The sequence below is a fragment of the Catellatospora sp. TT07R-123 genome, from assembly GCF_018327705.1.
In the GTDB taxonomy this organism is placed as follows: domain Bacteria; phylum Actinomycetota; class Actinomycetes; order Mycobacteriales; family Micromonosporaceae; genus Catellatospora.
The window spans coordinates 4183370-4196597 of the sequence record NZ_BNEM01000001.1; the positions used below are offsets into that span (position 1 = coordinate 4183370).

At 71.5% G+C, this 13228-nt stretch carries 17 protein-coding genes; 10 read left to right on the forward strand and 7 right to left on the reverse strand.

Translation table 11 applies throughout. The features are described from left to right. Positions 1–46 precede the first annotated feature (46 nt). Positions 47–787 (reverse strand): response regulator transcription factor, encoded by a 741-nt coding sequence (locus tag Cs7R123_RS18105; protein ID WP_212827990.1) that lies wholly within the window; start codon positions 785–787, stop codon positions 47–49. A 400-nt stretch (positions 788–1187) separates the two neighbouring features. Here Cs7R123_RS18105 and Cs7R123_RS18110 point away from each other — a divergent pair, with 400 nt between their 5' ends. The 6 genes from Cs7R123_RS18110 to Cs7R123_RS18130 all read left to right on the forward strand — a co-directional run bounded on the left by Cs7R123_RS18110 (position 1188) and on the right by Cs7R123_RS18130 (position 5110). Then, entirely contained in the window at positions 1188–2195 is a 1008-nt protein-coding gene (locus Cs7R123_RS18110; RefSeq protein WP_374706995.1) for a hypothetical protein, read from the forward strand. After that, entirely contained in the window at positions 2192–2896 is a 705-nt protein-coding gene (locus tag Cs7R123_RS18115) for a DUF2993 domain-containing protein (protein WP_212827992.1), read from the forward strand. Before Cs7R123_RS18110 ends, Cs7R123_RS18115 begins: the two co-directional genes overlap by 4 nt. Positions 2897–2973: 77 nt before the next feature. After that, positions 2974–3051, forward strand: coding sequence for an Ms5788A family Cys-rich leader peptide (locus Cs7R123_RS41110; RefSeq protein WP_330164811.1), 78 nt, complete (start codon positions 2974–2976; stop codon positions 3049–3051). Between the two features lie 251 nt (positions 3052–3302). Next, on the forward strand, positions 3303–4151 hold the full coding sequence (locus Cs7R123_RS18120; protein WP_212827994.1) for a sulfurtransferase: 849 nt from the start codon (positions 3303–3305) through the stop codon (positions 4149–4151). Positions 4152–4157: 6 nt separating this feature from the next. Further along, complete coding sequence (locus Cs7R123_RS18125; protein ID WP_212827996.1) at positions 4158–4499, forward strand: DUF1416 domain-containing protein; 342 nt, start codon at positions 4158–4160, stop codon at positions 4497–4499. A gap of 95 nt (positions 4500–4594) precedes the next feature. After that, positions 4595–5110 (forward strand): hypothetical protein, encoded by a 516-nt coding sequence (locus tag Cs7R123_RS18130; RefSeq protein WP_212827998.1) that lies wholly within the window; start codon positions 4595–4597, stop codon positions 5108–5110. A gap of 1 nt (position 5111) precedes the next feature. On the opposite strand, the gene Cs7R123_RS18135 is transcribed toward Cs7R123_RS18130, so the two are convergent. Further along, the gene (locus Cs7R123_RS18135; protein ID WP_212827999.1) at positions 5112–5474 is read right to left on the reverse strand and encodes a DsrE family protein; all 363 of its coding nucleotides are present in this window, start codon (positions 5472–5474) and stop codon (positions 5112–5114) included. A 47-nt stretch (positions 5475–5521) separates the two neighbouring features. Here Cs7R123_RS18135 and mtfM point away from each other — a divergent pair, with 47 nt between their 5' ends. The 3 genes from mtfM to Cs7R123_RS18145 are packed head-to-tail and all read left to right on the forward strand — an operon-like array spanning position 5522 to position 7266. Then, positions 5522–5626 (forward strand): small membrane protein MtfM, encoded by a 105-nt coding sequence (gene mtfM, locus Cs7R123_RS40740; protein ID WP_275411636.1) that lies wholly within the window; start codon positions 5522–5524, stop codon positions 5624–5626. A 36-nt stretch (positions 5627–5662) separates the two neighbouring features. Further along, positions 5663–6256 carry an FABP family protein gene (locus Cs7R123_RS18140; RefSeq protein WP_280517304.1) on the forward strand — a complete coding sequence of 198 codons (594 nt, stop codon included), beginning with the start codon at positions 5663–5665 and terminating at the stop codon, positions 6254–6256. Between the two features lie 26 nt (positions 6257–6282). Next, on the forward strand, positions 6283–7266 hold the full coding sequence (locus Cs7R123_RS18145; RefSeq protein ID WP_244871896.1) for a Gfo/Idh/MocA family protein: 984 nt from the start codon (positions 6283–6285) through the stop codon (positions 7264–7266). A gap of 137 nt (positions 7267–7403) precedes the next feature. On the opposite strand, the gene Cs7R123_RS18150 is transcribed toward Cs7R123_RS18145, so the two are convergent. The 4 genes from Cs7R123_RS18150 to Cs7R123_RS18165 form a co-directional block, all read right to left on the reverse strand. After that, entirely contained in the window at positions 7404–8456 is a 1053-nt protein-coding gene (locus tag Cs7R123_RS18150; protein WP_212828000.1) for an inorganic phosphate transporter, read from the reverse strand. Between the two features lie 34 nt (positions 8457–8490). Next, positions 8491–9117 (reverse strand): DUF47 domain-containing protein, encoded by a 627-nt coding sequence (locus tag Cs7R123_RS18155; RefSeq protein WP_212828001.1) that lies wholly within the window; start codon positions 9115–9117, stop codon positions 8491–8493. 153 nt (positions 9118–9270) lie between these two features. Next, positions 9271–10140 (reverse strand): PPK2 family polyphosphate kinase, encoded by an 870-nt coding sequence (locus Cs7R123_RS18160; RefSeq protein WP_212828002.1) that lies wholly within the window; start codon positions 10138–10140, stop codon positions 9271–9273. Positions 10141–10260: 120 nt separating this feature from the next. Further along, positions 10261–10767, reverse strand: a complete 507-nt coding sequence (locus Cs7R123_RS18165) for a DUF402 domain-containing protein (protein WP_212829246.1) — start codon at positions 10765–10767, stop codon at positions 10261–10263. A gap of 196 nt (positions 10768–10963) precedes the next feature. Between Cs7R123_RS18165 and Cs7R123_RS18170 the strand changes: the two genes are divergently transcribed. Beyond that, entirely contained in the window at positions 10964–12841 is a 1878-nt protein-coding gene (locus tag Cs7R123_RS18170; RefSeq protein ID WP_244872024.1) for an ATP-dependent DNA helicase, read from the forward strand. Between the two features lies 1 nt (position 12842). Here Cs7R123_RS18170 and Cs7R123_RS18175 read toward each other — a convergent pair whose 3' ends face one another. After that, on the reverse strand, positions 12843–13178 hold the full coding sequence (locus Cs7R123_RS18175; RefSeq protein ID WP_374706997.1) for a co-chaperone GroES: 336 nt from the start codon (positions 13176–13178) through the stop codon (positions 12843–12845). Positions 13179–13228 lie beyond the last annotated feature (50 nt).

Below are 13228 nucleotides of genomic sequence, written 5' to 3' on the forward strand. Positions count from 1 at the left end.
CGCCCGTGGCAGCGGGGCCACGGGCGCAGTGAACGCATCGATGTTCCTAGAAGGACGGCAGGTCGGCGAGGAGCTGGTCGGCGATGCTCGCCTCCCGGTCGGCCAGCGACTGGCGCGAGGACGGGACGACGAACTTGTAGCCGACCTGGCGTACGGTGCCGATCATGGCCTCGTACTCGGAGCCGAGCTTGGCGCGCAGGCGCCGCACGTGCACGTCGACGGTGCGGGTGCCACCGAAGTAGTCGTAGCCCCACACCTCGCGCAGCAGCTGGTCGCGGGTGAAGACCCGGCCCGGGTGCTGCGCCAGGAACTTCAGCAGCTCGAACTCCTTGTATGTGAGGTCGAGCGGGCGTCCCTTGAGCTTGGCCGCGTACGTGTCGGGGTCGATGGTCAGCTCACCGCCGCGGATGAGGCCGCCGGCCGCCGCGGTCGCCGAGTTGAGACGGCCCACCGCCAGCCGCAGCCGCGCCTCGACCTCGGCCGGACCGGCCCCGGCGAGGATCACGTCGTCGACGCCCCAGTCGGCGTTGATCGCCACGAGACCGGCCTCGGTCACGACCGCGACCAGCGGCACGCCGATCCCGGTCGCGTGCAGCATCCGGCAGGTGGCACGCGCCTCGGACAGTTCGGTACGCGCGTCGACCAGCACCGCGTCGGGGCTGGGCGTCGACACGAGCGTGCGCACGTCGCGGGGCGCGGTGCGCACGGTGTGCGGGAGCAGATCGAGCGCCGGGAGCACAGCAGAGGGCTCACCAGCACGTGCGGTGACCAGGAGCAGAATTTCCACGGATCGCCTCCGTCCTTCGCGGGCTGGCCGCGCGGGTTGGCACCACAGTGATCACCAATGGGGGATGGCGGTCGCACTGAGGGGGCGTGGCCTCACGTCGGTCCCGGCGTCGCTGACGGGCGGGTAAAGCATGAGCATAGTTGAAGACACAAGAAATACCAGCACCTGACGCGTTTGTCACTCACCGTCGCTGCGCGAGTACGCAGGTTTCGAGCATGTTTCCAGCGTGTTTTGTCGGCAGTACCTCGCCGGTGAGGTGCGCGGTCGGGGGTCGAGGTGGCACGATCGGTGCGTGCTCGGTTCCCCTCCCGACGACAGCGTCCGCAACCGCAGGTCGACAGGCCCCCAGTTCGACGGTGGCCAGTTCCGCCCTGCCCCCGGCCCGGCCGGTCGCGGCCCCGTGCCCGGACCCGCCCCGGCCCCGGCGGCCCGGGACCCGCGCGGCGGGGGCGACACCGCCACCCGCACCCGGCGCGAGGAGCCGACCCGCGGCCGTCGCGCCCTGCGGGGCGCCGAGGCGCCCGAGCCCGACGACGACCTCGACATCACCGACGAGGGCCCCGAGCTGCCGATCGTCCCGGTGCGCCGGATGCTGGCGCTCGCGGTGGCCGGTTTCGCGCTGCTGCTGGCGACGGGCCTGGTGATGGGCGCGCAGACGGCGGGCGTCGGCCTGGGCCGCGTGCCGTACGCGGCGGTCGTCTTCGGTGCGCAGCTGCTCTACATGTTCGCCACCACGATGGCGATGCGCCCGCCCGCGCTCAAGGTGGTGGCCACCGTCGGCGTGCTGGCCGCGATCGCCGCCGACATCGGTGCCATCTACCCCGACACCCCCTCGGTGACCCCGCTCGGCCTGGTCGCCGGAGGCGGCCTGGTCGCGGGCGTGCTCGGCCAGATGTTCCGGCCCCAGGGCCGCATGCGCGTGTCGGAGTCGCTGGCCTCGACCGTCGTGATCGTCCTGGGCGTGGTGTCCTTCGCCACACTCATCGTTTTGACCCGCGTCCCCGCGGGCACCCAGGCCATCGTGGTCTGTCTCATCGCCAGCGGCATCGCCCTCGGCGTCGCCCGCCTCACCGACGTGGTCGCCCCGTGGCCGCGCCTGGCCGACCAGGTGCCCCGCGGCTCGGCCGGCATCGTGCTGGGCGCCATGCTCGGCACCGCCGCCGCCGCGCTCATCGGGCGCTACATGGTGCCGTTCACGCCGCACGAGGCGGCGCTGGTGGGCATGGCCGCGGCGGGTGCCGCGGTGCTGGCCGACCTGACCATCGGCTTCGCCGAGGCGGGCCGCGAGCTGGCCGGGGACGCGCCGACGATGTGGCTGGCCCGCCACATGCAGGGCCCGCTGGCGGGCTTCGCCCTGGCCGCCCCGGTGGCGTACGTGATCAGTGTCGTGTTCCTGGTGCCCGCGTGAGCCGGGCGCTGCGCGTCACCGCCGTGATCGCGGTGGTGCTCGGCGTGCTGGTCGTCGTCGCCGACCGCGTCGGCGCCCACGTGGCCGAGGGCGAGATCGCCAAGCGCGTCGCGGCCCGGCTGGAGGAGCGCGGCATCACCTCGTCGCCGCCCCAGGTCTCGATCACCGGGGTCCCGTTCCTGACCCAGGTCGCCGCCGGCCGGTACGACGAGATCGACCTGACCCTGCGCGACCTGAAGGGCGGCACCCTGCCGCTGCCGCTGCTCACCGTACAGGCGCACGACGTGACCGCGCCGACCTCCGGGGTGCTCGACGGCACCGTCCACCCGGTGGCGCAGCAGGTCACCGGCACCGCGACCGTCTCCTACGCCGACCTGGTCAAGGCCAGCGGCCTGACCAACCTCACGCTGCGCGCCAAGGGCGAGCGCGAGGTGGAGGTCGCCGGCAGGCTGCCGCTGCTGGGCGAGGTGACCGGCGCGGCCGAGGTGACCGTGGTCGGCGGCAAGGTGCGCCTGCGCGCCACCGAGCTGCGCAGCGCCCTGGGCGGGGTCAGCCAGCAGCTGCTGGACAACTACCGGGAGCGGCTGGCGGTGACGCTGAGCCTGCCGAAGCTGCCGTTCGAGCTCGCGCTGACCGATCTGCGCACCGCCGACACCGGGCTGCTGGTCTCGTTCACCGCGACGAACGTCGAATTGGCCTGATCAACCGCTGGTATCGCGATCCCGGATGATGGACGGCACATTCCCGGATAGCGGCACGGCTGGTAGGGTTCTGGATTATGAGCCCGCTGCTTACCAAACGGCGCGCGGTCGACCTGTGCCGCGTGGCCACGTGCCTGTGTTGCCCCGTCCTCTGACGGCGGCACAGTTTTCGCACCCGATCGCCTAGGTGATCGAACAGCAGCTCTGCCTCCTGACCCCGTGACCAGTGCTCATCGCTGAGCCGTTCCCGTCACGCCGTCAGCCTGCCGCCGTCGCCCAGTGCCCGGTGATCCCCCCGTGGACCCGCGCGCGGCGACATCTCCCCCGGTCTCCCGCCTGCGCTCCCGTGGACTGTCACCCCAGATATAGACGTCTGCCAACAGCCAACTCTCAAGGGAGACCCTCCATGAGTCGCGAATCCGCCCTCGTCTCGGCCGACTGGGCCGAGAAGAACCTGACCACGCCCGGTGTGGTGTTCGTCGAGGTCGACGAGGACACCACCGCCTACGAAGGCGGTCACATCGCCGGCGCCGTCCGGCTCGACTGGCGCAAGGACCTGCAGGACCAGATCCGCCGGGACTTCGTCAACCGCGAGCAGTTCGAGGCGCTGCTGTCCTCGCGCGGCATCGGCAACGACGACACCGTGGTGCTGTACGGCGGAAACAACAACTGGTTCGCGGCGTACGCGTACTGGTACTTCAAGCTCTACGGCCACGGCGACGTGAAGCTGCTCGACGGCGGCCGCAAGAAGTGGGAGCTCGACGCCCGCCCCCTGACCAAGGACGTGGTGGCGCGCCCGGCGACCGAGTACAAGGCGCAGGAGCAGGACCTGAGCATCCGCGCGTTCCGCGACGACGTGGTCAAGGCCATCGGCGTGCAGAACCTGGTCGACGTCCGCTCGCCCGACGAGTACGCCGGCCGCCTGCTCGCCCCCGCCCACCTGCCGCAGGAGCAGGCGCAGCGTGCGGGCCACATCCCCACCGCGATCAGCGTCCCGTGGTCGAAGGCGGCCAACGAGGACGGCACGTTCAAGTCCGACGCCGAGCTGACCGAGCTGTACGCGGCCGCCGGCATCGACGACAGCCTGGACACCATCGCCTACTGCCGCATCGGCGAGCGCTCCTCGCACACCTGGTTCGTGCTCCAGGAGATCCTCGGCAAGCAGAACGTGAAGAACTACGACGGTTCCTGGACCGAGTACGGCTCGCTGGTCGGCGTGCCGGTGGCACTGGGCGACGAGCCCGGGAAGGCGTGAACAGAGATGACTACCCCGACTCAGACCGCTGCTTCCACCACCGCGGCCGGTTGCGCCGCTCCCGACCAGGCCGCGCCGCTTCCGCTGAGCGTCGACCTGGAGAAGGAGACCGTGATCACGGGCGTCGTGCAGGCGGCCGGCGGCGACCCGATCGCCGGGGCGTACGTGCGGCTGCTCGACCGCAGCGGTGAGTTCACCGCCGAGGTCGTGACCTCGCCCGCGGGCCAGTTCCGCTTCTTCGCCGCGCCGGGCACCTGGCAGCTGCGCGCCCTGTCCCGCTTCGGCAACGGCGACGCGACCGTCACCGCCGAGCGCGGCGTCAACCAGCTCAGCCTGACGGTCGCCTGACCGTCCGCACCAGCGCGCGAGGGCGCCGCCCGGCTCTGCCGGGGCGGCGCCCTCGCCGCGTCTGCGGGCTGCGGCGGCGTGGCAATATGAACGGCGTGACGATCGACGCCCCGGCCCCGCACGAGTCGCCCGCCCCGCCCGCCCCTCGCGGGCGCCGGTGGCTGTGGGGTTCGCTCGTGGCCGCCTGGGCGGTGCTGCTGCTGGTGCTGGCGTTCTGGTCGGCCTTCCACGACCGGGCCACCGTGCACGACCAGACCACGATCGCCGAGGCCCGCGCGACCATCGACCAGACCGCCGGGCAGCTGCTGCGGCAGGTCCCGCCGGGCTGGGTCGTCGACGACCAGGGGTACGCCGATAGCAGCTGCTCCCTCACCTCCGCCCGCCAGGGCACGGACACGGTCCGCACGATCACCCTGTCCGGCCCGGTCGGCGACGAGTCGCGGGCGCTCACCGCGCTGGTCGCCGGGGTGCCCGACGTGTCCGTCCGCCCCGGCGAGGGCCCGGCCGAGGCGTTCTTCTTCGACGCCGGGGACTTCGTCGCCGTACGCGGAAAGATCACCGGTGAGGGCACCCTCGCCCTCGACCTCAGCTCCGGCTGCCGCGCGAACTGACCTAGTAGACCAGCGCCTGGGCGCCCTCGGCGAGGCACTCCTCGACGAACACGGCGGCCCCGGCGATGCGTACGCCCTCGACCAGGTCGTCCTGGGTGATCCCGCGGCGGGCGGCGCACTGGGTGCACAGGGTGACCGTGCCCCCGGCCAGCACCGCGGCCAGCAGGTCGGGCAGCGGCGCCGAGTGCGGCAGCTCGAACTCGGCGGCCCGGCCCGGCAGCGCGAACCAGCTCGACTCGCCGGTGAGCCACAGCGACACCTCGGCACCGGCCGCGACGGCGGTCGCCGCGACGGTGAAAGCCTGGGCGCACCGCTCGGGGGCGTCGGCGCCGGCGGTCGTCTTCACGATCAGTTTTCGTGCCACGCGGACAGCTTATGCGCGCCGCTTGGAGCTCCTTCTAGGATCTGTCTGTGGTCACCGAGATCGGGTTCGTCAGCCTGCTGGTCGCCGGCTTCGGCGCGCTCGCCGGTGGCCTGGCGTATCTCGCCGTGAAGATATCCCGAGGACGCTGGTGAGCCGAGCTCCCGGCGCCGCGACGACAGGTGTGGACCGTGACCACTGAGGACAACCCGATCCAGCCACCGGCCTGGCTCAACGCGCCGCCGGTCGACCCGTACCCCTTCGAGGACACCCACGACCTGCGCCAGGGCCCGGACCTGCACCCGCAGCTGCTCGACCTGCTGCCGTTCGTCGGGCTGTGGCGCGGGCGCGGCGAGGGCAGCTACCCGACGATCGAGAACTTCCACTTCGCGCAGGAGATCCGGATCAGCCACGACGGCCGCCCGTTCCTGTTCTACGAGGCCCGCGCCTGGATCCTCGGCGACGACGACAAGCCGGTGCGGCCGGGCGGCCGCGAGGTCGGCTGGTGGCGGCCCGGTGGCGAGCACGGCGACGAGGTCGAGGCGCTGCTGACCACCCCGACCGGGATCATGGAGCTGTACCTGGGCAAGGTGAAGTCCAACCCGCCGCAGATCGAGATGGCCACCGACTTCGTGGCGCGCACCGCGTCGGCCAAGGAGGTCACCGCCGGGCAGCGCCTCTACGGCATCGTCGACCGGGCGCTGCTGTACGCGCAGGACATGGCGGCCGTCGGCCAGGGCCTGACGCCGCACCTGAGCGCCAAGCTGATCCGTGTCGGGGGCTGACGCCTTAACCGGTGTAGCTTCGCCTCGTGACTGATCAGAGCAGCGACCGCACGATCCGCTGGGGCATCCTCGCCACGGGCGGGATCGCGTCACGTTTCGCACAGGACCTGACCAAGGTGCCGGGCACCGTGCTCGCCGCCGTGGGCTCGCGGACGCCGTCGTCCGCCGAGGCCTTCGCGCAGCGGCACGGTGCCGCGCGCGCCCACGGCTCGTGGGAGGCGCTGGCCGCCGACCCGGACGTCGACATCATCTACGTGGCCACGCCGCACTCGCACCACCATGAGACGGCGCTGCTGTGCCTGCGCGCGGGCAAGCCGCTGCTGGTGGAGAAGGCGTTCACGCTCGACCTGGCCACCGCGCAGGACCTGGTGTCGGTGGCCCGGGAGCGCGAGCTGTTCCTGATGGAGGCGATGTGGACGCGTACGCTGCCCGCGATCCTCAAGGCCAAGGAGCTGATCGCCGACGGGGCGATCGGTGAGGTGGTCGGCGTGCAGGCGTCGTTCGGCATCGCGCTGGACCCCGGCCCCGAGCACCGCCTGCGCGACCCGAAGCTCGGCGGCGGCGCACTGCTGGACCTCGGGGTGTATCCGGTGAGCTTCGCCCAGTTCCTGCTGGGTGCGCCGACGCAGGTGCGGGCGTGGGCGTCGCTGTGGCCGGAGGGCACCGACGCGCGTACGGGCATGGTGCTGGGCTTCGACTCCGGTGCGGTGGCGACGCTGTACTGCGGCGTCGGCGGCGACGTGCGGATGGCGACCATCACCGGCTCGACCGGGAAGATCGACTTCCCGTGGGGCTTCCACGCGCCGGACCGGTTCGTGCTGCACCGCGACGGGGCCGAGCCGCAGCAGTTCGACTTCGACCCGACCGGCCTGAACTACGAGGCCGAGGAGGCGACCCGCTGCCTGCGCGCCGGGAAGCTGGAGTCGGACCTGGTGCCGCTGTCCTCGACGCTGGCTGTCATGAGCACCCTGGACGCCGTCCGCGCCCAGATCGGCGTCACCTACGCCTGAGCGGGGCGGCCGCGGTGGTGATGATCGCCGCCTGCGGTCAGCTGGCGGCGCTGAAGCGCAGCCTTTGACCGGAACCGCCGATCTTGCACGAAGGGCACCTTCCGCCGCGTCGCGGCGGAAGGTGCCCTTCGTCAAGGTCAGAACAGGGGGCGGACCAGGACGTAGGCGATGACGGCGGCCAGGGCCGCGCCGGGGAACGTCAGGATCCACGCCATCACGATGTTGCCCGCCACGCCCCAGCGGACGGCCGAGAACTTCTTCGTCGCACCCACACCCATGATCGATGAGGTGATGGTGTGCGTGGTCGAGATCGGCCAGCCGTGCGCCGCCGCGGTGAACAGCACGGTGCTGGCGACCGTCTCGGCCGCGAAGCCGGCCATCGGGTCGAGGTGGATGACCCGGCGGCCCAGGGTCCGGATGATGCGCCAGCCACCGGCGTAGGTGCCTGCCGCCAGCACGGTCGCCGAGGTGTAGTACACCCAGCCGGGGATGTGGTCGGGGCTGGACTGGAAGCCGCCGACGTAGAGCGCGAGCACGACGATACCCATGGTCTTGGCGGCGTCCTGCATGCCGTGGCCGAAGGACATCGCGATGGCCGACAGCGACTGCATGAACCGGAAGAACCGGTTGAGCGGCGACGGGCTGGTGAGCCCGGCGGCCCTGGTGCCCGACCAGGCCTTGGCCAGGCCGTACACGCCCCACAGGAGCAGCAGCATCAGCAGGGCGCCGAGGATGAAGCCGGTCAGCGGGGAGAACACCATCGGGAGGACGACCTTCTCCACGATGCCGCCCCACAGCACGGTGCCGCTGAGGCCGAACAGCGAGGCGCACAGCGTCGCGCCGACCAGACCGCCGATCAGGGCGTGCGAGGACGACGACGGGATGCCGAACCACCAGGTCAACAGGTTCCAGGTGATGGCGCCCAGGACGCCGGCCAGCACCACGCCGAGGCTGGCGGCACCCTCGGGCAGCGTGACGATGCCGCTGCCGACGGTCTTGGCGACCTGGCCGCCCCAGTGGGCGCCGACGAAGTTGCCGAGCGCGGCGATGCCCAGCGCGATGCGCGGGGTGAGCGCCCGCGTCGAGACGCTGGTCGCGATGGCGTTGGCGGCGTCGTGGAAGCCGTTGGTGTAGTCGAACACCATGGCGGCCACGATGACCGCGATGACGGGGATGAGCAGGTCGTTCATGCCGACCCCCGCAGGTGCGTGTCGCCCGCGGCCACTAGGACTCCTTGACCGCGATGGTCTCGACGGTGTTCGCCACGTGCTCGAAGGCGTCGCAGGCGGCCTCCAGCTCGTCGGCGACCTCCTTCATCTTGAGCACGGTCAGCGCGTCGTACTCGCCGCTGAACAGGCGGACCAGCAGCATGCGGTAGGTGCGGTCGCCGTCGTTCTCCAGCCGGTTGCACTCGACCCAGTAGTCCTTGAGGCCCTTCATCTGCTTGAGCCGCGGCATGGCCAGCGCGGTGACCTTGGCCTGCTGGTCGAGGATGTCGATGAGCTCGATCATCTCGCGGGGCAGGGCCGGGAGCTTGGTCAGGCCGTACAGGTAGACCAGGTTGCCGACCGCCTCCAGGTGGTCCATCACGTCGTCCAGGCCGGAGCCCAGGCGGTAGATGTCCTCCCGGTCGAACGGGGTGATGAAGGTCGAGTTGATCTTGTTGTACAGCTCGTGCGTGATCTGGTCGCTGTCGTGCTCGACGTCGGCCAGCCGCTCACTGACCGACTGCACGTCGGCACCGGGCAGCGCCAGCTCGGTCAGCAGTTCGGTGCCGCGGACCAGGTTCTGGGCAGCACGGGAGAACATCTCGTAGAAGGCGCCCTCTTGGGGGCGGAGCGAAAACTTCACCGCTAGCACCTTTGGGTCGGTGGTCTCTCAAGTCGGTCCGGTCGGCGTGAATGCTAAGCACACTCACCTTCTGTTGGTGCGCCGGTCACCCGTTGCCGCCCGGGATTCATGACCTGTTCACCTCTTGTTCACCTTCGGGTGAGGCCGCCAAACCTAGCCGGTTCCGTCCCGCTCCATCCGTTTGATCTCGGTTTCCGGGTCGAAATCGGGCGGCGGGTAGGCGAGGTCGAGGTGGTCGAGCGCGTCCAGCAGCAGGTGCGCCACGGCCCAGTCGCGGTACCACTTGCGGTCGGCCGGGACGACGTACCAGGGCGCGTGACCAGTTCCACACTCGGCGATCGCGTCGGCGTACGCGCGCTGGTAGGCATCCCAGTAGGCGCGGTTGTCCACGTCCTCGGGGTTGTACTTCCAGTACTTCGCGGGGTCGCGCAGGCGCTGGAGGAGGCGGCGGCGCTGCTCGTCGTACGAGATGTGCAGCATGACCTTGACCACCGCGCACCCGGAGTCGATCAGCTCCTGCTCGAAAGCATTGATCTTGGCGTACCGCGCCTGCCACACCTTCGGCGGCACCAGGTCGCGCACCCGCGCCACCAGCACGTCCTCGTAGTGGGAGCGGTTGAAGATGCCGATGAGCCCGGGTTCGGGCAGGGCGTGGCGGATGCGCCAGAGGAAGTCGTGCTCCAGCTCCTTCGGCGTGGGCGGGCCGAAGCCGACGATGTGCAGGCCCTGCGGGTTCATGGTGCCGGCGACGCGGCGCACCGTGCCGTCCTTGCCGCCGCAGTCCATGGCCTGGAGCACCAGCAGGACCCTGCGCCGCTCGGCGCGGTCCTTCTTCGCGCAGGCGTAGAGCATCTCCTGGCGGCGGGCCAGCTGCGTGCCGAGATCGGCCAGCTCGGCCCGCGCCCACGACTTCGGGTCGCGCCGCACCTGCTTGGTATCGGGCAGCCCCGGCGTACCGGCGGGATCGATCGAGCCGAGGTCTACCCCCGACCCGGCCCGCAGCAATTCGGACACCTGCGCCACATCCCGATCATTGCGCAGGATGCCGGTGCCCGCCTCCGCTACGGCCAATCCGGCGCTAGTTGATCAGGAAGTCGTGCCCTCGACACGCCGCCGAACCGTGCCATAGGTTCATGATCAACACTACGAGGCGGTGGGGCAGACGTGGGCCAGCCAGGGGTGGTAGTGGGTGGCGAAGGGTTCGCGGGCCGACGTGACCGCGTCTAGGAGCCATTGGGCGGCGGCGCGGGCCTGCGCGACGACCTCGTCGGGGTAGTTGAACTTGGCGCGGTGGGCGGCGAACTCGTCCTCGTCGACCAGCTGGACCTCGCCGGTTTCGCGGATCTTGCGGACGTCCAGGTCCAGGTCGGTGACCACCACGGTGCTGTCGTGCCAGGTGGCGGGGGTGGTGATGTCGCAGTAGACCGAGGTGTTGCGGGGCGCCGCGTTGAACATCGCGGTCCACCAGCCGGTGTGCGGGACGAGGACCACGCCGGGGATCTCGTACACCTTGCCGCTGTCGCTGACGGTCCCGCTCGGGATGCCCAGCCAGGTGCCGTACTCGTCGCGGCCGAGCAGCTGCGCCGGGTACGCCCGGTGCGTGCTCCCGTCGAACTTGCGGATCTCCACCCGTACGACGCTCATCGGCAACCTCACCTCGTGGCTGATCCCACAATGCGCCATACTCCCAAATCCGGCGCCGCGTTGGAAGGGTGTCGGTGCGTGCCGGTACGGTCATTCGGTGCCGCCGAAGAAGACCCGAACCCCCAGCCACAGTGCGCTGGACCTGCTCGCCGCCGCGGTGGGCTCCGTTCCCGGCGGCGCCACCAGGCCGGGCCAGCAGGCGATGGCGCAGGCCATCGCCGATGCCGTCGAGTCCGGCGACCACCTGCTCGTGCAGGCCGGCACCGGCACCGGCAAGTCCCTCGCCTATCTCGCCCCCGCGCTGGTCGTCGACGGCCCTGTCGTCATCTCGACGGCGACGCTGGCACTCCAGGCACAGCTCGTCGACAAGGACCTGCCGCGCATCAGCAAGGCCGTCGCGAAGGTGCTCGGCCGCGAGCCGACCTATGCCCTGCTCAAAGGCCGCCACCACTACATCTGCATGGCCAAGCTGGAGCACTCCGACGAGAACGACCCGCAGGACTCGCTGTTCGACACCGGCAGCGGCGGCGGCACCAAGTGGCTCGGCGAGGCCGGGCGGCTGGGCAAGCAGATCGCGCGCATCCGCGACTGGGCGATGGAGTCCGACACCGGCGACCGCGACGAGCTGGACCCCGGCGTCGACGACACCGCCTGGCGGATGGTCTCCACCCCGGCGCGCGAGTGCGTCGGCGCCGCCCGCTGCCCGTACGGGGCGGACTGCTTCGCCGAGCTGTCGCGTGCCCGCGCCCGCGAGGCCGACATCGTGGTCACCAACCACTCGCTGCTGTCGGTCGACATGATGGCCGGCCGGCACATCGTGCCCGAGCACAAGCTGCTGATCATCGACGAGGCGCACGAGCTGGCCGACCGGGTCTCCAGCGCCGCCCAGGCCGAGCTCACCCCGGACACCGTCGACCGCACCGCCCGCGCCGCCCGCACCTTCCTGGAGGGCGAGGAGTACCAGGCGCTGGTCGAGGGGGCCGACGCGCTCACGGTCGGGCTGGCCGAGACCCCGGCCGGGCGGATCACCGGGCCGCTGCCGCAGGCCATGGTCGAGGCGTGCACGCTGCTCGACGGGGCCACCCGCCGGGCGCTGACCCGCATCGGCGAGATCAAGGCCGACGACCCCGATCCCGTGCGCAAGCAGCAGGCCAAGTCGCTGCTCGACGAGGTCTCCAAGACCGCGCAGCGGCTGCTGGCCGACGCCGACCACGACGTGGCCTGGGTCGAGCAGGAACCGCGCCGGGCACTGGTCGTGGCGCCGCTGTCGGTCGCGGGCCTGCTCAGCGAGAAGCTATACGAGGAGCGCACCGTCGTGGCCACGTCCGCGACCCTCACCCTGGGCGGCCGGTTCGACACGGTGGCCCGCTCGCTGGGCCTGCCGGTCTCCGACAAGCCTGGCCAGGACGACGGCTGGACCTCGCTGGACGTCGGCTCCCCGTTCGACTACCCGAAGCAGGGCATCCTCTACGTCGCGTCGCACCTGCCGCGCCCGGCCGCCTCGGGCCTGCCCGACGCGGCGGGGGCGGAGCTGCTGGCGCTGGTGCAGGCGCTGGGCGGCCGCACGCTGGGGCTGTTCTCCTCGCGCAAGGCCGCGACCCAGGCCGCCGAGCTGCTGCGGGCCAGGACGAACCTCACCGTGCTGCTCCAGGGCGACGAGGCGCTGCCGCTGCTGGTGCGCAAGTTCCGCGAGGACCGCAACAGCTGCCTGCTCGGCGTCATGTCGCTGTGGCAGGGCGTGGACGTGCCCGGCGACGCGTGCCAGCTGGTCGTCATCGACCGGCTGCCGTTCCCGCGCCCGGACGAGCCGCTGGCCGCGGCCCGCTCCGCGGCCGTCGACGCGACGGGCGGCTCCGGCTTCGCGGCCGTCAGCGTGCCGATCGCGGCGATCCGGCTGGCCCAGGGCGTGGGCCGGCTCATCCGGACCAGTTCCGACAAGGGCGTGGTCGCGGTGCTGGACTCCCGGCTGGAGACGGCACGCGGCTACGGCGCGTTCCTGCGCGCCAGCCTGCCGCCGTTCTGGTACACCACCAAGCAGGAAGTCGTGCTGAACTCCCTGCGCAGGCTCTCCCAGAGCTGAGTCAGAGGTACAGGCCGGTGGCGTCGGGTTCGACGCGGGAGGCGGCGACGGCGTGCACATCGCGTTCGCGCAGCAGGACGTACGACTCGCCGTGCAGCTCGACCTCGGAGCGCTCGTCCGGGTCGTACAGCACCCGGTCGCCGACCTGGATCGCGCGCACGTGCGGGCCGACGCCGACCGCGGTGGCCCAGGACAGCCGGGTGCCGACCGAGGCGGTGGCGGGGATCACGAGCCCGGCCGACGAGCGCCGCTCCCCCTCGCTGGCCTCCTGCTTGACCAGCACCCGGTCGTGCAGGAGTCGGATCGGCAGCCCGGAGTCGTCGCTCGACGAGTTCACAGTCACGCCGGTCAGGGTACTTCCCCGGGGTGTGAGGGGTGCCAGGCGAC